Genomic DNA, 20,240 nt, shown 5'->3' with positions numbered 1-20,240 from the left:
GTCAGGCGGAGGCGCGATCGACGCCGCGTTCCAGAGGGTCAGGGGAGGCTTTCCACGCGCTCAAGTCGCGGTCGAGCAGGGTTTCGAGATCTTCGACTTGCGGCATCAGGCGCCGGCGGATGCGACGCTCGGTCGCCGGGTCGAGCGGCGGGAATTCTGCGCCGCCGTCGAAGCAGAAGCGCCAGACGCCGGCGCGCGTGAGCAGATTGATCGTGCGGTAATATTCGCGGCTCTGGAGACGATCACGCAATTTGCGGGCTTTGCGCGCGAGGTAGGCGCTGCGCGGCATGCGGCTGAAACTGTTGACGCGCGGCGCCTCCGGTGCAGAACCGGCAATCGCGATGTGCTCGATACCGATGAAGTCGCAGACGCGATCGAGATAGTCCTGCGGGGCGGCTTCGAGATCGTCGTAGAGCAGCGCCAGCACCTGCTCGCGCCCGAAGGTCTCGAACCAGGCGCGCAGTCCCTTGCTGTCGGTCTCCCAGCCGTCGGGCGTGTAGGTCTCGAAATCGTGCGCGGTCCAGGCGTTGCGCCGCGCGAGTTTCCAAAAGGAAAAAAGCACCTGCACCGGATCGCGCAACGTGCAGATGATGCGGCACTCGGGAATATGCTCGGCGATCCGCTCGCGCGCCGCGTTTGAGCCCAGGTAGCTCGGACAAATTTCGCCGGCGGGCAGGCGCGGATCGCATCCGGCGAAATAGCCCTTGTACCATTCGATCCCGCGCGCGTAGTTCTTGACGAAGAAATCAACTTCCTTGACGTCACGCGGCAGGCCGGCGTGGCCGCGCAGCATCGAGTCGAGCCACGAGGTGCCGGTGCGCGGCTGGCCGACGCCGAGGAAGTCGGGCAAGCGGCCGCGGCCATTATTTGCGTGAGCGGAAGAAGTCATCGATGCGTTCGACCACCAGCTTCAGCGTGGCGAATACGGGCGATCTGAGCAAGCCCGACGGCTTCCAACGCACGCGCTAGATCTGGCGTCGAATTGACTGGAAGGACCAGGGCGGCTTCCACTCAGGGCGCGTGCCAGGCGCATCGGCAGAAAGGTCCGCAGCAGGCGCAAAACAGTTCTGAGTTTGGTCGGATGGTATCTGAGCGCGCGCCAGAAGAATTGCCGGGCCGCGGCGCGGTCGCCGCTCCGCATCGCGAGCAGACCGCGATAGCCCAGCGTGCTGACATAGGCGTCGCGCGTGGCGCCGAGCAGGGCGGAGGCGCGGGCGCCGTAGCGATCCATGATGCGCCGGCGAAAGAGTGCATAACTTTCCTCGTAGCGACCCATGCGCGCGTGAATAGGTGTTGTCCGATAGATCACCAGCGGCTCCGCGAGATAAGCGAAGCCTCCGCATTCGCGCGCGCGCAACCAGAAGTCGACGTCCTCGTAAGCTCGCCGATAGCCCTCGAAGAAGCCGCCGCATCGGATGAAGGTTGTGTGCCGAATCACCACGGTGCTCGGCAGGATCGGCCACCATTGACGCAGCAGGTCATCCATCGTGGGCGGACGGGCGAGGGCGGCCGTGATCGGCGAGGGACCGGCGGGCGCGCCCCCATCATCGACCGGGACGAGGTCGGAATAGGACAGGACGAGATCCGGATCGCGTTCGAGTGGCGCGATCGTGCGTGCGAGCTTCTCCGGCAGCCATAGGTCGTCCTGGTCGAGCAGCGCGAGGTAATCGCCGCCGGCAATCGCCGCGGCCGCATTGCGCGCGGCTGGGAGACCGCGATTGGGCTGGTTCACGATTCTGAGCCGATCACCAAACGATTCCAGGATGGCCTGAGTCCCGTCGGTCGAGCCGTCGTTCACCACGATGATCTCGAAATCGTCGGCGCAGCGCTGATCGAGCGCACTCCGAATCGCCGCGGCGATCGTGGCGGCGCCGTTGAAGGCCGGAATTATGACCGAGGCGCGCATCAGCGCGGGCCGCGCTCGATCGCGCGAAGCGGAGCGATCGAGTCATGCATGATCGTCGAAGCCGGCGAGCTCACAGAGCTGTCGATAAAGCGGCGCGAGCGCGGAGGGAACTGCGCCATCGGCGGTTGAACGGCTGAGCGACGGGTCAACGAAGTCGCGCTGCAGCGTGACGCCGAGCAGCCGCTCGATCGCGGCGAAAGCTGCGCCGCTCAACAATTGCGCATAATTCACAAACAGCCAGTCGCCGCCGCCAGCGCGCTGAAGCGCGAGCGCATAGGTGTACATCGCGCGCCAGATGCGGGTTGCACGCGAGTAATCGACCGCCGCACCGTTGACCAGAAATTCGTCGCGCGCGGCCTCAGCGACGATGCTTCGTGCCGAGGCTCCGGGATGGCGAAAGACGCAAATCATTGCGGCTTTAGGCGCGAAGCTACGCCACGCCCCCAGCGTGTAGCAGAAGCGCGGATCCTTGAAGCAGAAGGGGCCGCGCGCAGTTTGCCGGATGATGCGATCGGCCAGCTTCGGCGGGCAGGGAACGACCTGGTGCGGCTCTAACTCCGCGAGCCAGCGGAACCATCGGGATTCGGGGCGCGGCCGCCGCAGCAGCTTGTCGGCGACACTGCGGCGCGGCCCGGGGATTAACTGCGCGAGCAAACCTTCGTTGATCGCGTTGACTTCGCGATCCTCGAAGTAACCCTTGGGATTGCCTTCGTCTCCCGGATAGAGCTCATCGCCCATGAAATATCCGGCGTCTGCGAGGAGACCGGCGGTCAGGCTGGTCCCGCTGCGCCCGCATCCCAGAATAAAGCAGTCACGCATCCAAAGAATTCTGGACTGAGGAGTCAGGCGGATGCCACGTGTGGTCGCGTCGGGTTATTTGTCCTCGATAACCGAAATCGCCTGCTTGGGGCAGACTTTGATCGCTCGCAGCAGACGCTCGCGCGACGATTCCGGCGGATTCTCGTTCAGCACGGTTAGCTGATCATCGTCGCCCACCTGGAAAAGTTCGGGCGCCACCTGCATGCATCGGGCGTTGCTTTCGCATCGCGTATAATCGACTACGATTTTCGTAAAGAGATCTCCCGTCGCCAGTTTTTCGACCGCGATTGTAGGCGAAACCGCCGAATCCCGCTAGCTCAGCGAAGGGCGAAGCCCGGTCTAAAGCACCCTCGCGTTCGAGCAGCCGCCGCTTGATTTCGACGCCCCAGCGATAGCCGGTGAGCGAACCGTCGGCGCCGATCGCGCGATGGCACGGGATTATGATCGACGTCGGATTCGAACCATTGGCGTGGCCGACCGCGCGGGCGGCGTCGGGGCTTCCGATGAGTCGGGCGATTTCGCCGTAGGATCGAGTGGCGCCGCGCGGGATCGCGCAAAGCTCGCGCCAGACCGCGAGTTGAAACGGGGTGGCGCGGATATCCAGCGGGAGTTCGAGCGCCGAGGATTCGTCGGCCAGTTCGGCGATCACTCGCGCTGCGAAATCGCTCACCCAGCGATCGTCGCGGTGGATTTCCGCATTTGGATAGTCGCGACGCAGCTCAGACTCGAGGTAGGCGGGCGACGCATGGATTCCGAGCCAGGAGATTCCATTTGCGGTTGCCGCCAGCAGCATCGGGAAGTCCGCGGCGCTCGCGATCGTAAAGCCCATGCGCGCACCCTTACCGTATGCGCCGTAGCTCGAGCCGTTGATCCGCAGCTCAGTCGCGCCGTCGGCGCGGCGGCGCAGGATCCCGAGGGTTGAATCAATCGTGGCGGTCATCTTAATGTTCATAGCGAGCCTCTGGCGAAATTGCCATTTTCTTGAAGGTTGTCTGCTTACAAACCCCGCAACGGCTGAGTTGTGAGAGTGTGCGAAGAAGGGCAGAAGCGGGATCGAAACTGATCGCCTCGGCGCCAAAGGGGCGCGACGCTCTGAGAACCTGGAACCTGCGGTGTGCTATAGCATTGGCCGGAGGCCGTCCGCGCCATGAAGAAAGCCGCATCGCCAAAAAATCCCGCGCCGAAAAGCTCTGCGAAAAAAAGCTCCGCGGGACAGTCGACCACGACGATCCGTCAGTCTGCGATCATTCCGGCGACTCCCGTCGAGGTCTACGACGCTTTTGTCAACGCGCGAAAGCATGCCGCCTTCACCGGCGCTGCGGCGAAGTCTGCAAACAAGGTCGGCGGCAAGTTCACCGCATGGGACGATTACATCAGCGGGAAATATCTGGAGTTGGTGGCTGGCCGGAAGATCGTCGAGGAATGGCGTACCGGCGACTGGCCGGCGGGTTGTGAACCGTCGCTAATCGAGTTCACCTTCGCCAGAGTGGACAAGAATACTCGCGTCACGATGGTCCAGACGAAAGTTCCGGCGGCGCAGGCGGCGAATTACCGGCAGGGCTGGAAAGACTATTACTGGACGCCGCTCAAAGCCTACTTCCAGGCGCAGCGCCAGCGCGCCGTAAAGTCCTTGTAACAAAATCCCAACGGAACGTTCATCGCGTTCACGTTGTTTCGCGGAACACGCCTCGATATTTTTCGCGTTGTCGCGGACATTGCTGTGTCGCACTTCCGAAAACCAGAGGATTAAACCGCAATCATGAGACCAGGATTCGCCCGATACGCAATGTGGCTGGCCGTCGCCGGCGTCGCCGCCGGCTGTGGTTCGATTTCACCTGAACGGGAAAAGGCCTGTTTGATCGGTGCCGGCGTCGGCGCGCTTGCGGGCGGGGGTATTGGCGCGATCGCGGCGGCCGGCCCCGGCAATAATACCAAGAGAAATTACGAGATCGCCGTGCCCGCGGGCGTCGTCGGCGGCGCATTGCTGGGTGGCATCGCTGGATGTTTGTCAGTGCGGCAGCCTGAGGCGCCGCCACCACCTCCGCCTCCGCCGCAAGCCCCGCCACCCCCTCCGCCGCCAGCTCCGGCGCCACAAAAGATCGTGCTGCGCGGCGTGCACTTTAATTTCGACAAGTCATTCATCCGCGAGGTTGACAGGCCGGTGCTCGACGAGGCCGCAGAGACGCTCAAGGCCAATCCGAACGTCAAGGTTGACGTCAACGGCTACTGCGACGCGATCGGCAGCGAAAAGTACAACCTGAAGCGGTCCCAGCGCCGCTCGGAATCCGTAGCTGCGTACCTTGAGGACAAGGGTATTCCGGCGGCTCAACTGGCGCCGCAAGGCTTCGGCAAGACGGATTTTGTCGCGACCAACAATACCAAAGAGGGCCGCGCGCAAAACCGCCGCGTCGAGTTGGCGCCGCTGGATCAGTAAGCTGCACTGCATAGGATGCTCGCTTTTGCGTGAGTGACGAAGGGGGCCGCAACTCCTCGCCAGAGTTGCGGCCTCTGCTTTTAGTCCGATTTCAATTCCGGGTTTGGCGAAATCGCGGCCAGCCGTTGGCTAGCATTGGACGAACTTTATTATATGATACGCGCGGCGCGCCCGAACTCATGGCGAGGCTCAGGCGTCTGGCAAAAAGCGCCCAATCTTGGCAAACGGTGAAAAACTAATGGCGTCCAAAAATATCAAAATTCCTGCTAACGGCGAAAAAATCCGCATGGGCGAGGGTAAACTGCAAGTGCCCGACCAGCCGATCATCCCCTTTATCGAGGGCGACGGCACCGGGCCGGATATCTGGCGCGCCTCGCAGTATGTCTTCGATGAGGCGGTCAAAAAGGTTTACGGGGGCAAGCGCAAAATTGCCTGGATGGAAGTCTATGCCGGCGAGAAGCCCTTCAAGATGTTTAACGAGTGGCTGCCCGACGAGACGGTTGAGGCCTTCAAAGAATACCTGGTCGGAATCAAAGGGCCGCTGACGACGCCGGTCGGCGGCGGCATCCGCTCGCTCAACGTCGCGCTGCGCCAGTTGCTCGATCTCTATGTCTGTCTGCGTCCGATAAAATACTTCGTTGGTGTGCCCAGTCCGGTTAAAGCGCCGGAAAAGGTCGATATGGTGATCTTCCGCGAGAACGCCGAAGACATCTATGCAGGCATCGAATGGCAGGCCGAGACGCCAGAGGCCAAGAAGGTTATCGATTTTCTGATGAAGGAGATGGGCGTCGACAAGATTCGGTTTCCAAAAACCTCGGGTATCGGGATCAAGCCAGTCTCGCGCGAGGGCTCGGAGCGGCTGATCCGTGCCGCGCTCGAATACGCGATTTCGCATAAGCGCAAGAGCGTCACGCTGGTGCACAAGGGCAACATCCAGAAGTTCACTGAAGGCGCCTTCCGCGACTGGGGTTATGAACTAACCAGGCGCGAATTCAAGGGCCGGGCGATCGGCTGGGACGACTGCAACGGCAAGCCGCCGCCCGGGCAGATTCTGGTCAAAGACAATATCGCGGACATCACCTTTCAGCAGGCGCTAACCCGTCCTGACGAGTTCGACGTCATCGCCACGACCAACCTCAACGGCGACTATCTTTCCGACGCTCTTGCCGCGCAGGTCGGGGGCATCGGGATCGCGCCCGGCGCGAATATCAACTACGTTACGGGCCACGCGATCTTCGAGGCGACCCACGGCACCGCGCCCAAGTATGCGGAGCAGGACAAGGTCAATCCGGGCTCGGTGATCCTGTCGGGCGTGCTGATGTTCGAGCATATGGGCTGGCAGGAGGTCGCCGACGGCATCATCCGCGGGATGACCAACACGATCGCGAAGAAGGAAGTGACTTACGACTTCGAGCGGCTGATGACGGGCGCGAAGCTGCTCAAGTGCTCAGAGTTCGGCAAAGCGATCGTCGCGAATATGTAGAGTCTGACCATTCGATCTTTGCCCGCGTGCAACCGCGGGCAAAGACCACTAAACGCGTCGCCACGAATAGCTTTCAGGGGGGGGGTAAAATCGATGAAACGTGCGTTGCTAACGTTGGTGGTTCTGATGGCATGCAGCTTTGCTCTCGGCCTATGGTGGAACGTTATGCCGCAAACCAAAGCGCCCGCCTCGATGGTGTCGAGGCTGCGAGGTGCGGGCGGAGCAGTTGCCGAGGCCGCGACGCCAGTATTGTCGGGGGCGGTAATCTCCGGGCCGGCGAGCGCTTCCATTGCCCGCTGCACGAGTTTCAAGGTTACCGCAATCGGCCAATATGGATACCCATTCACCGTCGCCCAGAATGAACCGGTGCTCTTGCGATTGTTTAGTGCGGCCTCGGTGTGGTTTTCGGCGAACTCCTCTTGTTCCAGTCCGCAGAAGCAGTTCACGATCAAGGCGGGCACCAGCGCCCACACTTTCTATGCCCTGGATTCAGCCGCGGAGTCGTTTCTGGTGCAGCCCGTCATCAATCCAAGCTCCTCGAAACCGATTTACGGAACAGACTTCACGATGAACTTTACCGGGGTGCAGGCAACGCCGACCCCAACCCCCGTCCGCACCCCGACGCCGAGCCCGTCCCCGACGCCTTCGGGCTTGAAACTCACCGATATCGGATGCTGGTACACGACCAGCGGTAATCGTTATCAGGCGCTGAATTTTCAGCTAGCGAGTCCGGCGACGCTGATTCTCCAGGGCGAACTTTACACGGGAAGCAACTGCGTTCCGGCCAATTTTAGTGATCAGCTCAACGATTTCGGCACACCCGAATCATTCGGCACGCTGGGCTATATTTTCTGGTTCATAAATCGGGCCAATTTGACCGATGTTTCGGTGGTGTGGTCGTTTAGCGATACCAGCAACAATCTTTTGTGGAGTTCGAGCTGCGTAGAGTACAGCACCGCCCCGGCCTGCTAACCGGAATCGGCGTGAGGAGGACATTCGCTGAGAATCCGAAGCTCGAGTTGCCGGGCACAATACGTGGGGATCCCAGGCGCGCCAGCGACTTTTCAAAGGTAAACGAACAGTTCATACGCGAAGTAGACGAACAGGCAGAGCAGGACGAATTCATCGACCAGCAGGACGGCGTGCTTGAAGATGCCGTCGTGCATCAGCTTGCGCACCATAAAGCCGACGAACCAGAAGAGCACCAGCGCGGCGATTACGGCGCTGGTATGGTGCGCGAGCTTCTGGATGACGTCGATGTTGATCCAGTCTTCGATGGCGCCGAGTGATGACGCCGGCGCCGGATTGCTGTTTGCCGACAACGCCTAAGAGACGATTTCCAGCGCGCTGAAGAAGAACGCGATCTCGCGGGTGGCGGTCTCGGGAGCGTCAGAGCCGTGCGATGCATTCTTCTCGACGTCCTGGCCGAAATCCTTGCGAATCGTCCCGGCGGCCGCTTTCGCCGGATCCGTTGCGCCCATCAGCTCGCGCCATCGGGCGATCGCGTTGTCGCCCTCGAGCACCGCGATCACGATCGCTCCCGAAGTCATGTAGTCGCACAGCGAGCCGTAGAACGGCCGCTCTTTGTGAACCTCGTAAAAGCGCTGCGCTTGCGCCCGCGTCAGATGCTTGAGCTTGAGCGCGCAGGGGTGCAACCCGCTCGCTTCGATGCGCTTGAGGATGTCGCCAGTCAGCTTGCGGCCAACCGCGTCGGGTTTGATTATAGCGAGTGTGCGTTCCATGAATAATTAAAGTGTCACTTCAGCTTGAGATTAAGTTGGCTCAGGCGGCCTTGGCCTCGAGCGTCTGCTTCATCGTAATGCCGAGGTCGGCCGGACTCATCGCGACGGCGATGCCCGCCGCCTTGAGCGCCGCGATCTTGTCCGCTGCGGTGCCACGACCGCCCGAGATAATCGCGCCCGCATGGCCCATCCGGCGGCCTTTGGGCGCCGTTTGTCCGGCGATAAACGCAACCACCGGTTTCTTCATGTTTTCCTTTACATATTGCGCGGCCTCTTCTTCGGCGGTCCCGCCGATCTCACCGATCATGATGACGGCGCGGGTGCCCGGATCGTCGTTAAAGAGCCGCATCGCGTCGGTGTGATTGGTGCCGATAATCGGATCGCCACCGATTCCTATACAGGTCGATTGCCCGAGCCCCAGCTGCGTCAACTGATAGACCGCCTCGTAGGTCAGCGTGCCCGAGCGCGAGACGACCCCGATGTCGCCGGCCATGTGGATGTAACCGGGCATGATTCCGATTTTGCATTCGCCCGGCGTGATGACGCCCGGGCAGTTCGGCCCGATTAACCGGCTCTTGGAATCGCGCACGTACTTTTTCACCTTGACCATGTCGAGCACCGGCACCCCCTCGGTGATGCAGATCACCAGCTCGATGCCGGCGGCGACCGCTTCGAGAATCGCGTCGGCGGCGAAGGGCGGTGGCACATAGATCACCGTCGCATTGGCGCCGGTCGCTTTGCGCGCCTGCTCGACCGTATCGAAGATCGGGATGCCCTCGAAGTCGGTGCCGCCCTTGCCGGGCACCACGCCTCCGACCATCTGGGTGCCATATTGCTTGCAGGCGCGGGTGTGAATCTGGCCGGTCGCGCCAGTGATGCCCTGGGTGAGGACGCGGGTATTTTTATTGACGAGTATGCTCATTTTCTTTTAACCGTTCAGATGCCCACAGAACCTAACCAAGAATCTTGACGCAGCTCGCAGACTCGCCTGCTCGTTCCGCGCGGCAACCGCACTCCACTAGTGTATGGCCTCGACGACGCGGCGGGCGCCATCGGCCATATCGCTCGCGGCAATCACCGCGATGCCGGAATCCTTGAGAATCTGCTTGCCCTTATCGACATTGGTCCCTTCCATCCGGACCACCAGCGGAATGCTCAGTTTGACCTCGCGCGCGGCGTCGACCACGCCCTGTGCGAGGACGTCGCAAAGCATGATGCCGCCGAAGATATTGATGAGCACGGCTTTGACCCGCTCGTCGGCGAGCAGGATGCGAAAGGCGGCCGCGACTTTCTGCGAATTCGCGCCGCCGCCGACGTCGAGGAAATTCGCCGGCTCGGCGCCGTAATACTTCACGATGTCCATGGTCGCCATCGCGAGGCCGGCGCCGTTGACCATGCATCCGATATTGCCGTCGAGGTGCACGTAGCTGAGATCGTATTTGCCGGCTTCGGTCTCGGCGGGATCCTCTTCGTTCGAGTCGCGCATCTCGCGGATCTCGGGATGACGGAACAGCGCGTTATCGTCAAAAGACATTTTCGCGTCGAGGCAGATGACGCTGCCGTCCTTGGTCACGACCAGCGGATTGATCTCGATGAGGGAAGCGTCGGTCTCGTTGAACGCGCGATAGAGCGCGGCGAGGGTCGCGCCGAACTGGCCGACCTGCTTGTCGCGCAGGCCGAGGGCGAAGGCAATTTTGCGCGACTGGAAACCGCTCAGCCCGATGATCGGATCGATCGGCTCGGTGATAATCCGCTCCGGAGTTTTCGCCGCGACCTCCTCGATCTCCATCCCGCCCTCAGTGCTCGCGATGATCGAGACCCCCTCGGCTTTGCGATCAACCACCATCCCGAGGTAGAGCTCGCGTGCGACCTCGCTGGCCTGCTCGACATACATGCGGCGGACGACGCGGCCCTCAGGGCCGGTCTGATGAGTGACCAGCGGCTTGCCGAGCAGCTTCGCGGCAAAGTCACGGGCCTCGGTCGCGCTCGAGAGCACCTTGACGCCGCCTGCCTTACCGCGTCCGCCCGCATGAATCTGCACTTTGACGACGGCTTTGGGCTGCCCGAGCGCCGTGAACGCCGCGGCCGCCTCTTCCGGCGTCGAAGCGGGTTGGCCCTTGGGGACCGGAGCGCCGAAGCGGCTTAGGATCTGTTTGGCCTGAAATTCGTGGATATTCATGCTGAGAGCACCTTGTCCATCGCTTCGATCAGTTCGCGCACGTGACCGACCGACGACTCAAAAGCCTTTTTCTCGGCCGCGGTCAAATCGATCTCGATCACTTTCTCGACCCCGCCGCCGCCGATAACCACTGGCACACCAGCGTATAGCCCGCGCACGCCGTACTCGCCCTCGAGATAGGCCGCCGCCGGCAGAACCTCTTTTTTGTCGAGCATGAAGGATTCCACCATCCGATAAACCGCGGTGCCCGCTGCATAGTAGGACGAGGTCTTCATCAGGTTGACGATCTCCGCGCCGCCATTGCGCGTGCGGGTTTCGATCTCTTCGAGCCGCTTGGCATCGATCAGCCGCTCGATCGGCACGCCGCCGCAGGTGGTGTAGCTGCGCACTGGCACCATGTCGTCGCCGTGGCCGCCAAGGACCATCGCTTTGACGCTGTCGACGGAGACCCCGAGCTCGCTCGCGAGAAATGTGCGGTAGCGCGCCGAATCGAGCACGCCGGCCTGGCCGGCCACGCGACGCTTGGGAAAGCCGGTGACGCGCTTGATCTGCGTGACCATCGCGTCGAGCGGGTTGGTGACGACGATCACGAAGGCTTCCGGCGCGACCTCTTTGATCGCGGCGCCGACGTTACTCATCACGCCGGCATTGATCTTGAGCAGATCGTCGCGGCTCATGCCCGGTTTGCGCGGCGAGCCCGACGTGACGACGATGCAATCGGCGCCCGCGATGTCGCGAATCTTCGTCGAGCCGGTGACTTTCACGTCAATGCCGAGCACCGGGGCGGACTCGAGCATATCGAGCGCCTTGCCCTCGGGCAGCCCCTCGATAATGTCGTAGAGGACGATATCGCCCAGGCTGCGCAGGAAGCACAGGTGGGCACAGGTGGCGCCGACGTTACCGGCGCCGACAAAGGCGATCTTGTTTCTTTTGGGCACGGCTACAATTTCCGCTGGGGTAGAGTGTCGCGTTAAGCGCGTAATTTTATATATCGGCGCTTCGGCTTAGCGCAAATCGAGCTTTGGGCGAGAAGCTAGCGGCGTGATAGAGAGGGAGTCGAACGTAACGGAACGGAGGACGGCATCATGGCGGCAGATTTGGAAGCGCGCGTCAAAGAACTCGAAGGCAAGGTTCAGGCGATGACTGATTGTGAGGCGATTCGTAATCTGCGCTATCGCTATCACGAGTACGTCAACGAGGGAAAATTCAAGGAGATCCCGAGTCTGTTCGTGGAGGATGGCGAGCTCGACTTCGCGCATCTGGGAAAAGCCAAGGGACACGCCGAAATCGCCAAATTCTACGGCGGCATCGTCGGTGACGGTCCGGTGCGGGATCAGAACCGCCCGCGCATCAGTTGGGTGAAGCAGTTCATCCATAATCACATGATCGAGCTGCACGGCGATCACGGTCACGGCGTCTCCTATCTCGAGGCCAAGCCGATTTACGGCGGCGAGGCCTTTCTGGTCGCGGCGCGCTTCAACGACGACTACGTCAAGCGCAACGGCGAGTGGAAGTTCAAGAAGATGAGCCTGCTCCCGTACTTCATGGTGCCGCTCAAAGAGGGCTGGGCGCAGGAGGATAAGCTCAAGATGCGGTGATAGGTGTGTCTGTAGGCCTGACTGGTTTCAGTTACAATCACGCGGTGGACGCAGAGCAGGGCATCGCGATCGGCGCAGTCGGCGGCATCAGGCGGGAGATTCGGGATCTGCCGTTCGAGGAACTCGAACAGATGATCGTCGTCGCCGGCGAGCGCTCGTTTCGTGCCCGCCAGATTGCGCAGAGACTCTGGCGGCGCGACGCGGAAGCGTTCGACGAGATGATCGAGTTGCCGGCCGCACTGCGGGAATCATTAAAGCAACAGTTTAAGATTGAAGCGCTGGCGGTCGCGCATTGCGATCGCGCCGCCGACGGCACCCGCAAGCTGCTGCTCCGCCTGGCCGACGGCGAGCGGATCGAGAGCGTGATTATCCCTGGCGCGGGACGGGTGACGCTGTGCATCTCGAGTCAGGCGGGCTGCGCGATGGGGTGCAGTTTCTGCGCGACGGCGCTGATGGGCTTGCGGCGAAATCTCAGCGCTGCCGAAATCCTCGGCCAGGTGATAGCAGCGCGCCGCGAACTCGAGGCGGATGAGGCGCTGACCAATTTCGTTTTCATGGGGATGGGCGAGCCGCTCGCCAACTATCCGCGTCTGAGCCGGACGCTCGCGACCATGACCGCGGAGTGGGGCATGGGCATCTCGCCCCGGCGAATCACGGTCTCGACGGTCGGGCTCGTCCCTATGATGGAACGGCTGCTCGGCGACTTTCAGGTGAATCTGGCGGTTTCGCTCCACGCGACGACCGACGAGATCCGCGATCGCCTCGCACCGATCAATCGGCGCTATCCGCTGAAGGTTCTGCTGGCCGCCTGCGGCGAGCTGCCGATTCAGCGCCGCCGCCGAATCACCTTCGAGTATGTGATGCTCGATGGCGTCAACGATTCGGCAGAGGATGCGCGGCGGCTGGTGCGGATGCTCGCGCCGATCCGCGCTAAGATGAACCTGATCTTCTTCAATCCGTTCGCGGGCGCGAGCTACATGCCGAGTCCGCGATCGCGAGTCGAAGCCTTTCAAGCGATTCTGCAACAGGGTAACTTGACCGCGACGATTCGCGAGAGCCGCGGACAGGATATCGCGGCCGCCTGCGGCCAGTTGTACGCAGATCAAGCAGCGAGTTGAGCGGGCGAGTTGAGCAAGGAAGAGCATGGCGGGGACGATACTTGGCGTAATCGGCGGTAGCGGTTTTTACCAGATGCCGGGGCTGGAGCTGGTCGAGCAGATCGAGCTGACGACCCCGTTCGGCGCGCCCTCCGACGCCTATTATCGCGGCCGGATAGGCGAAACCGAAGTGGTCTTTCTCGCCCGTCACGGCCGCGGCCATCGGCTTCTGCCGAGCGAACTCAATTATCGCGCGAACGTCTACGGCATGAAGTTGCTTGGGGTGCAGCGACTGGTCTCGGTCAGCACCGCGGGCAGCATGAAGGAGGCGATCGCGCCCGGCGACCTTGTGGTGGTGGATCAATTTATCGATCATACCTATCAGCGCCGTTCAACCTTTTTTGGCGACGGGATCGTCGCGCATGTCTCGCTCGCCGACCCGGTGTGCACAGACTTGAACCGCACTCTGGTCGAGGCTGGGCGCGCGGGCGACGCGAAGGTCCACGACGGCGGAACCTATCTCTGTATCGAGGGGCCGCAATTCTCGACGCGCGCCGAATCAAATCTCTATCGCACCTGGGGCGTTGACGTAATCAGCATGACGGCGATGCAGGAAGCGCGGCTCGCCCGCGAGGCCGAGCTCTGCTACGCGACGCTGACCTTGGTGACCGACTACGACTGCTGGCATCAGAGCGCCGGCCCGGTGGATATCGGCGAGATCCTGCGCGTGATGCGCGCCAACGTCGAGAAGGCGCAGCGCGCGATCGCGAATCTGACTACTGCATTAGCCGGGCGGCGGCGCTCATGTGCCTGCGGCGCGGCGCTCAAGGACGCGATCATTACCGATCGCAAAGCGATTCCAGCCGCTGTCGCCGAAGATCTGCGGCCGATCATCGGAAAATATCTGTAGGGCAGATGCCCGCAATCAACGAGAGGCGCAAGTGAGAGAAGTTTTCGTATGAGTATAGTGGTAGTCGGCACGATCGGTTACGACACGATCGACACCACTCACGGCGGCGTCAGCGAGGCGCTCGGCGGGTCAGCGAGTTTTTTCGCGCTGGCTGCGCGCTTCTTTGCGCCGGTCAGTATCGTCGCCGCGGTCGGCAGCGACTTCCGCGAGGAGCATTGGCGGCTGTTTCGCGAGCGCAGTATCGATCTGCGCGGGATGGCGCAGATCGAGGGCCCCACCTTTCGCTGGCACGGCCGCTACCACGAAGATATGAACGTCCGCGATACGGTCAGCCTCGCGCTCAACGTCTTCGAGGGCTTCAAGCCCGATCTGCTGCCCGATCAGCAGCGCGCCGACTACGTCTTCCTCAGCAACATCTCGCCCGAGCTTCAGCTCCACGTGCTGTCGCAGGTCGCGAGCCCGAAGCTGGTCGCGGCCGACACGATGAATCACTGGATCGAAAATGCGCGTCCGGCGCTGCTCAAGCTGTTGCCGCGGGTGGATATCCTGACTCTTAACGACGAAGAAGCACGGATGTTGACCGGCGAAGCCAACCTCATCCGCGCCGGCCGTGCGATCCTCAAGCTGGGCCCGAAGACGGTGCTGGTGAAGCGCGGCGAATACGGCGTCCTCAAATTCGGCGGCGACTCGATGTTCGCGACGCCCGCCTGGCCGCTCGAAGAGGTCATCGATCCGACCGGCGCCGGCGACACTTTCGCGGGTGCCTTGATGGGCTGGCTGGCGCGCACCGGCCGCCTTACCGAATCGATTCTGCGCACCGGAATCGTCTACGGCAGCGTGCTGGCTTCGTTCACGGTCGAGAAGTTCGCGGTCGAGCGGCTCGCCACGCTGGCCTGGGAAGATATCGAAGAGCGCTATCGGGCCTTTATCGAGTTGACCGATTCGCATCATTCGCGATGGATGTCTCAGTAGTTGTTCCGCTCTTCAATGAGCGGGAGAACCTGACGCCGCTGTATCGCGAACTCGATCAAGTGCTGCGCGGGCTCGGCCGCAGCTATGAGATTATTTTTGTTGACGACGGCAGCATCGACGGTGGCGCCGAGCTGCTGCGCGACCTGCGCTCGCGCGACGAGCACGTGCGTGTCATCCGGCTCGCGCGCAACTCCGGCCAGACCGCGGCGCTGGCCTGCGGGCTTCATCACGCGAACGGTGAGATCGTGGTCGCGATCGACGCTGACGGCGAGAATGATCCTGCCGACATTCCCGCGCTGCTGGCCAGGCTGGACGACGGCTTCGACCTCGTCAGCGGCTGGCGGATCGATCGCTGGCGCGCGTCACGGTTGACGCGGCGGCTCCCGTCGCAAGCGGCCAACGCGCTGATTTCGTGGATTACCGGCGTCGCGCTGCACGATTACGGTTGCACGCTGAAAGCCTATCGGCGCGGGCTCGCACAACAACTGATGCTTTACGGCGAGATGCATCGTTTCGTGCCCGCGATCGCCGCGGAGCAGGGCGCACGGATCGCGGAGGTCGCGGTGAATTTTCGTCCGCGCCGCGCCGGGCGTTCCAACTACGGGCCCGGACGAATCGTGCGCACGCTCCTCGATCTAATGACGGTGCGGTTTCTCTCCGGCTACTCGACCCGTCCGATCCAGTTTTTCGGCCTGATCGGTCTAATTATCGGTGCGCTCGGTACGGCCTGGACGGCTATACTGGTATTCGAGAAGGTGGTGCTGGGCCATCAGCTCGGCAGCCGCCCGGCGCTGTGGCTCGCGGTCTTGCTGGTCGTCGTCGGCGTGCAACTGGTGAGCCTCGGCCTGATCGGCGAGATGCTCGCGCGGACCTATCACGAATCGCAGGGCAAGCCGGTTTACATAATCAAAGAGGAATTCTAAAACCGGGATGAATATAAAGGCATGAATATCGCAGTCATCGGTACGGGCTACGTCGGCCTTGTTAGCGGCACGTGCCTGGCGGAGAGCGGCAACGAAGTCATCTGCGTTGATATCAATCGTCCGCGGATCGATCAGCTCAAGGCCGGCGAGGTGCCGATTTACGAGCCCGGGCTCGAGGAGCTGGTGCGCCGCAACGTCAAGGATGGGCGCTTGCGCTTCAGCATCAACCTCGCCGAGGCGGTGCGCGACTCGATGGTCTCGCTTTTGGCGGTCGGCACGCCGATGGGTGCCGACGGCGCCGCCGATCTATCGCAGATTACCGAGGTCGCCTCGCAAGTCGCCAAAAGTGCGAACAGTTACCACATAATCGCGATCAAGAGCACGGTCCCCGTCGGCACCAATGATCGCGTGCGCGCGATCGTCGAGCGCGACGCGGGTGGCCGTATCGACGTCTGCTCGCTGCCGGAATTTCTCAAGGAAGGTTCCGCGATCGAGGATTTCATGCGGCCCGATCGCGTCGTGATCGGCTCCACCAGCGAGCAGGCGACGGCGATTCTGCGCGAGATTCACAGCCCCTTTGTCCGCACCGACAACCCCATCCTCGTAATGGATCCGCGCTCGGCCGAGCTCACGAAGTATGCGTCCAATGCGATGCTCGCGTTGCGCATCTCGTTCATCAACCAGATGGCCAATCTGTGCGAGGCGGTGGGCGCGGAGATTAACGATGTGCGGCGCGGGATGGGGACGGATCGGCGCATTGGCTCGCAGTTTCTTTTCCCCGGCGTGGGTTACGGCGGCTCGTGCTTTCCCAAGGATGTGCAGGCGCTGATTCATAGCGCGGGGGCGCAGAATATCGATTTTTCGATTCTGCGCGCTGCCGACAAAGTTAACGACGCGCAGAAACGCCTCATGTTCGAACGGGCCAAAGGTCATTTTGGGGGTAATCTCAAAGACAAAGTCTTTGCGCTGTGGGGACTGGCTTTCAAGCCGCGCACCGACGATATGCGCGAGGCTCCCTCGCTGGTCGTGATCGAGGAGCTGCTGGCGGCCGGCGCGCGCATCCAGGCGCACGATCCCGAAGCGTTGAAAAATGCGCGCCACATCTTCGGCGATCGGATAAGCTACTACGCGACCAACTACGAAGCCCTGCGCGGCGCCGACGCTCTGATGATCCTCACCGAGTGGAATGAATTCCGCCATCCCAACTTTCAGCGGATCAAGTCGGAGTTGCGTAATCCGGTGATCTTCGATGGCCGCAACCTCTACGATCCGCAACTGATGAAGGCGCTCGAGTTCAGCTACTACTCGATCGGCCGCAAAGCAGTCTAGTTGTTCAAATCTTGAAGGGGGCAGCGGCGCACGCGTGACGCAGGCGCCGCGCTGGAGTTAATGAAGATATTGGTGACAGGCGGGGCCGGGTTTATCGGCTCGCATACGGTGGATGCGCTGGTTGCGACCGGCGCCCATCAGGTCGCGATTCTCGACGATCTTTCGGCGGGCAAGCGCGAACAGGTCAATCCCGCCGCGAGCTTTCATCACACTGACCTGCGCGACGCCGCCGCAGTCCGTGCCGTCATCGAACAGGAGCGGCCCGAGGTTATTGTCCATCTAGCCGCGCAAATGGATGTCCGCCGTTCGGTCGCCGACCCGGCCTTCGACGCCCAGGTCAATCTCGTCGGCTTTTTGAATTTGCTCGAGGCAGCGCGCGAGCATGGGCTCAAGCGCGTGATTTTTTCCTCGACCGGCGGCGCGATCTATGGCGAGCAGGACGTCTTTCCCTGCGATGAAGATCATCCCCGCCGGCCGGTCAGCCCCTACGGCGTCGCCAAGTTCGCGACCGAGGCTTATCTTTTTTTCTACAAGACGCAGTACGGAATCGATTACGTCGCGCTACGCTACGGCAACGTTTACGGACCGCGTCAGGATCCGCATGGCGAGGCCGGAGTGGTAGCGATCTTCTGCGGCCGGATGCTCGAAGGGAAGCCCTGCACGATCTTCGGCGACGGCGGCCAGACCCGCGATTACGTCTATGTCGGCGACGTCGTCCGCGCCAACCTCGCGGCGATCAACAGTCCGGTCTCGGGCGCGTTCAATATCGGCACCGGCGTCGAGACCGACGTGAAACAGTTGTACGGCGCGCTGGCCGCGGCCGCGGGCGTGCGTCCTGCGCCGGAGTTCGGCCCAGCGCGGGCAGGCGAGCAGCGCCGCTCGGTGATTTCACCGGCGCGGGCTGCGCGCGAACTCAAGTGGGCGCCGCAGGTTGCGCTCGGTGACGGCCTCGGACGAACGTTCGCTTTTTTCAAAGATCGCTTCGCCCAGCGCCGATAATTTCGGCGTGCTATGCTCGCGCTTCGGCGGAGTGCCGACTCTTTGATGACCGCATCCGAACTGATTCGCAATTTTTCGATTATCGCGCATATCGATCATGGCAAGTCGACCCTTGCTGATCGACTGCTCGAGCGCACCGGCGCGCTCAGCAAGCGCGAGCTCAAGGAGCAGTTCCTTGACTCGATGGACCTCGAACGCGAGCGCGGGATAACGATCAAAGCGCGCTCGGTGCGGCTCAACTATGCCGCTCAGGATGGGCGGACTTACGTGCTCAACCTGATCGATACGCCCGGCCACGTCGATTTCGCCTACGAAGTCTCGCGCAGCCTCGCGGCCTGCGAAGGCGCCCTGCTAGTGGTGGACGCGAGTCAGGGGGTTGAGGCGCAGACGCTCGCCAACGTCTATATGGCGCTCGATCACGGCCTCGAAATCGTTCCGGTAATCAACAAGATCGATCTGCCGGGAGCGGACGTCCCGGGCACCCGCGAGCAGATCGAGAAGGTCATCGGACTCGACGCCAGCGACGCGATTCTGACCAGCGCCAAGGAGGGCGTCGGTATCGACGAGGTGCTCGAAGCGGTCGTCCGCCGGATATCGCCACCGCCGGATAATCGCGGGATGCCGCTGCGCGCGCTGATCTTCGATAGCTGGTACGACGCCTACGAGGGCGTGATCGGTCTGGTCCGGGTCTTCGACGGCGAACTGCGCCGCGGCATGAAAATCCGTCTGATGGCTACGCAGAAGGCCGGCGAAGTGATGCGCCTCGGCCATTTTTCGCCGCATCCGCAGGCCACTGACGCGCTCGGCCCGGGCGAAGTCGGTTTTGTCGTCGCCGGGATCAAGGCGGTGGCCGAGATGCAGGTTGGCGATACCGTTACCGACGCTGAGAATCCGGCGAGCGCACCGCTGGCAGGCTTCAAAGAACTCAAGCCGATGGTCTTTGCCGGGCTCTATCCGACCGAGGCCAATCAATACGGTGCGCTGCGCGACGCTATCGATAAGCTGCGGCTTAACGACGCCAGCCTGATCTGCGAGCCGGAAACCTCGCAGGCGCTGGGCTTCGGTTTTCGCGCCGGCTTCCTCGGCCTGCTGCACATGGAGATCGCGCAGGAGCGGCTCGAGCGCGAATTCGGGCTTGATTTGGTTATCACCGCGCCTACTGTTGCCTACCGCGCGCGCACTACCGCCGGCGCGGTCATGACGGTTGATAACCCGGCGCGGCTGCCGCCTGAAAACGAGCTCGAAGAGATCGCCGAGCCCTTCATCCTCGCGGCGATCCACGTCCCGGAGGAATATCTCGGCGCCGTGATGGGCCTGTGCGAAGAGCGTCGCGGCGTGCAGCGCGACCTCCGCTATGCCGGTCATCAGCACGTCATCCTGCACTACGAGATGCCGCTGGCGGAGATCGTCTTCGACTTCTATGACCGGCTGAAGTCCGGAAGTCGCGGGTATGCCTCGCTCGATTACGAGTTTCTGGACTTCCGGCCGGGCTCTCTGGTTAAATTGGACATTCGGATCAACGGCGAGGTCTTGGACGCGCTCTCGATGATCGTGCATCGCGATCGCGCTTACGAACGGGGGCGGGCGCTGTGCCAGAAGATGCGAGAGCTGATTCCGCGCCAGATGTTTGAGATCGCGATTCAAGCCGCCGTCGGCGCCAAGATTCTCGCGCGCGAGAGTATCAGCGCGCTCCGCAAGAACGTCACCGCCAAGTGTTACGGCGGCGACATCACGCGCAAACGCAAACTCCTCGAGAAACAGAAGGAAGGCAAGAAGCGGATGAAGCAGGTGGGACGGGTGGAAATTCCGCAGGAGGCCTTTCTTGCCCTGCTGAGGCTCGGGGAGTAAG

22 protein-coding genes are annotated in these 20,240 nt (G+C 62.1%); 12 read left to right on the top strand and 10 right to left on the bottom strand.

Features of this window, described 5'->3' with window-relative positions; genetic code table 11:
- Nucleotide 1 precedes the first annotated feature (1 nt).
- From VKS22_09675 to VKS22_09655, 5 genes are read right to left on the bottom strand one after another with little or no spacing between them, the layout of a single operon-like run.
- Nucleotides 2-889 carry a sulfotransferase gene (locus tag VKS22_09675; GenBank protein HLW70878.1) on the bottom strand — a complete coding sequence of 296 codons (888 nt, stop codon included), beginning with the start codon at nt 887-889 and terminating at the stop codon, nt 2-4.
- Nucleotides 890-910: 21 nt separating this feature from the next.
- A complete protein-coding gene (locus VKS22_09670) occupies nt 911-1,906 on the bottom strand; it encodes a glycosyltransferase (protein ID HLW70877.1) in 996 nt (331 codons plus the stop codon).
- Nucleotides 1,907-1,948: 42 nt separating this feature from the next.
- The gene (locus VKS22_09665) at nt 1,949-2,725 is read right to left on the bottom strand and encodes a sulfotransferase (GenBank protein HLW70876.1); all 777 of its coding nucleotides are present in this window, start codon (nt 2,723-2,725) and stop codon (nt 1,949-1,951) included.
- 54 nt (nt 2,726-2,779) lie between these two features.
- A complete protein-coding gene (locus VKS22_09660) occupies nt 2,780-2,923 on the bottom strand; it encodes a ferredoxin (protein ID HLW70875.1) in 144 nt (47 codons plus the stop codon).
- Nucleotides 2,889-3,677, bottom strand: coding sequence for a methylated-DNA--[protein]-cysteine S-methyltransferase (locus tag VKS22_09655; protein ID HLW70874.1), 789 nt, complete (start codon nt 3,675-3,677; stop codon nt 2,889-2,891). The genes VKS22_09660 and VKS22_09655 overlap by 35 nt, the downstream gene beginning before the upstream one ends.
- Before the next feature lie 195 nt (nt 3,678-3,872).
- On the opposite strand from VKS22_09655, the gene VKS22_09650 reads away from it, so the two are divergent.
- The 4 genes from VKS22_09650 (at nt 3,873) to VKS22_09635 (ending at nt 7,614) form a co-directional block, all read left to right on the top strand.
- Nucleotides 3,873-4,361: an SRPBCC family protein gene (locus VKS22_09650; protein ID HLW70873.1), complete on the top strand. Its 489-nt coding sequence runs from the start codon at nt 3,873-3,875 to the stop codon at nt 4,359-4,361.
- A gap of 123 nt (nt 4,362-4,484) precedes the next feature.
- Complete coding sequence (locus tag VKS22_09645; GenBank protein HLW70872.1) at nt 4,485-5,159, top strand: OmpA family protein; 675 nt, start codon at nt 4,485-4,487, stop codon at nt 5,157-5,159.
- Between the two features lie 238 nt (nt 5,160-5,397).
- The gene (gene icd, locus VKS22_09640) at nt 5,398-6,642 is read left to right on the top strand and encodes an NADP-dependent isocitrate dehydrogenase (GenBank protein ID HLW70871.1); all 1,245 of its coding nucleotides are present in this window, start codon (nt 5,398-5,400) and stop codon (nt 6,640-6,642) included.
- Nucleotides 6,643-6,735: 93 nt separating this feature from the next.
- A complete protein-coding gene (locus VKS22_09635; protein HLW70870.1) occupies nt 6,736-7,614 on the top strand; it encodes a hypothetical protein in 879 nt (292 codons plus the stop codon).
- A gap of 92 nt (nt 7,615-7,706) precedes the next feature.
- On the opposite strand, the gene VKS22_09630 is transcribed toward VKS22_09635, so the two are convergent.
- The 5 genes from VKS22_09630 to mdh form a co-directional block, all read right to left on the bottom strand.
- Nucleotides 7,707-7,964 (bottom strand): hypothetical protein, encoded by a 258-nt coding sequence (locus VKS22_09630; protein HLW70869.1) that lies wholly within the window; start codon nt 7,962-7,964, stop codon nt 7,707-7,709.
- Between the two features lie 3 nt (nt 7,965-7,967).
- Nucleotides 7,968-8,384: a nucleoside-diphosphate kinase gene (ndk, locus tag VKS22_09625; protein HLW70868.1), complete on the bottom strand. Its 417-nt coding sequence runs from the start codon at nt 8,382-8,384 to the stop codon at nt 7,968-7,970.
- A 40-nt stretch (nt 8,385-8,424) separates the two neighbouring features.
- Complete coding sequence (gene sucD, locus VKS22_09620) at nt 8,425-9,306, bottom strand: succinate--CoA ligase subunit alpha (GenBank protein ID HLW70867.1); 882 nt, start codon at nt 9,304-9,306, stop codon at nt 8,425-8,427.
- 96 nt (nt 9,307-9,402) lie between these two features.
- Nucleotides 9,403-10,563: an ADP-forming succinate--CoA ligase subunit beta gene (sucC, locus tag VKS22_09615; GenBank protein HLW70866.1), complete on the bottom strand. Its 1,161-nt coding sequence runs from the start codon at nt 10,561-10,563 to the stop codon at nt 9,403-9,405.
- A complete protein-coding gene (gene mdh, locus VKS22_09610) occupies nt 10,560-11,501 on the bottom strand; it encodes a malate dehydrogenase (protein HLW70865.1) in 942 nt (313 codons plus the stop codon). Before mdh ends, sucC begins: the two co-directional genes overlap by 4 nt.
- A 147-nt stretch (nt 11,502-11,648) precedes the next feature.
- Here mdh and VKS22_09605 point away from each other — a divergent pair, with 147 nt between their 5' ends.
- The 8 genes from VKS22_09605 to lepA are packed head-to-tail and all read left to right on the top strand — an operon-like array spanning nt 11,649 to nt 20,239.
- Complete coding sequence (locus VKS22_09605) at nt 11,649-12,161, top strand: nuclear transport factor 2 family protein (GenBank protein HLW70864.1); 513 nt, start codon at nt 11,649-11,651, stop codon at nt 12,159-12,161.
- 5 nt (nt 12,162-12,166) lie between these two features.
- On the top strand, nt 12,167-13,279 hold the full coding sequence (gene rlmN / locus VKS22_09600) for a 23S rRNA (adenine(2503)-C(2))-methyltransferase RlmN (protein ID HLW70863.1): 1,113 nt from the start codon (nt 12,167-12,169) through the stop codon (nt 13,277-13,279).
- Between the two features lie 25 nt (nt 13,280-13,304).
- Entirely contained in the window at nt 13,305-14,168 is an 864-nt protein-coding gene (mtnP, locus tag VKS22_09595; protein HLW70862.1) for an S-methyl-5'-thioadenosine phosphorylase, read from the top strand.
- Between the two features lie 48 nt (nt 14,169-14,216).
- The gene (locus tag VKS22_09590) at nt 14,217-15,140 is read left to right on the top strand and encodes a PfkB family carbohydrate kinase (protein ID HLW70861.1); all 924 of its coding nucleotides are present in this window, start codon (nt 14,217-14,219) and stop codon (nt 15,138-15,140) included.
- Nucleotides 15,125-16,063 carry a glycosyltransferase family 2 protein gene (locus VKS22_09585; protein HLW70860.1) on the top strand — a complete coding sequence of 313 codons (939 nt, stop codon included), beginning with the start codon at nt 15,125-15,127 and terminating at the stop codon, nt 16,061-16,063. Before VKS22_09590 ends, VKS22_09585 begins: the two co-directional genes overlap by 16 nt.
- A 21-nt stretch (nt 16,064-16,084) precedes the next feature.
- Entirely contained in the window at nt 16,085-17,392 is a 1,308-nt protein-coding gene (locus VKS22_09580) for a UDP-glucose/GDP-mannose dehydrogenase family protein (GenBank protein ID HLW70859.1), read from the top strand.
- 60 nt (nt 17,393-17,452) lie between these two features.
- A complete protein-coding gene (locus VKS22_09575) occupies nt 17,453-18,391 on the top strand; it encodes an NAD-dependent epimerase/dehydratase family protein (protein ID HLW70858.1) in 939 nt (312 codons plus the stop codon).
- 45 nt (nt 18,392-18,436) lie between these two features.
- On the top strand, nt 18,437-20,239 hold the full coding sequence (lepA, locus tag VKS22_09570) for a translation elongation factor 4 (GenBank protein HLW70857.1): 1,803 nt from the start codon (nt 18,437-18,439) through the stop codon (nt 20,237-20,239).
- The last annotated feature ends 1 nt before the right edge of the window (nt 20,240 follow it).

The sequence above is a fragment of the Candidatus Binataceae bacterium genome, from assembly GCA_035308025.1.
Lineage (GTDB): Bacteria > Desulfobacterota > Binatia > Binatales > Binataceae > JAJPHI01.
Note: the sequence above shows the minus strand (reverse complement) of the source record. Positions and strands in the feature narration are given on the sequence as shown.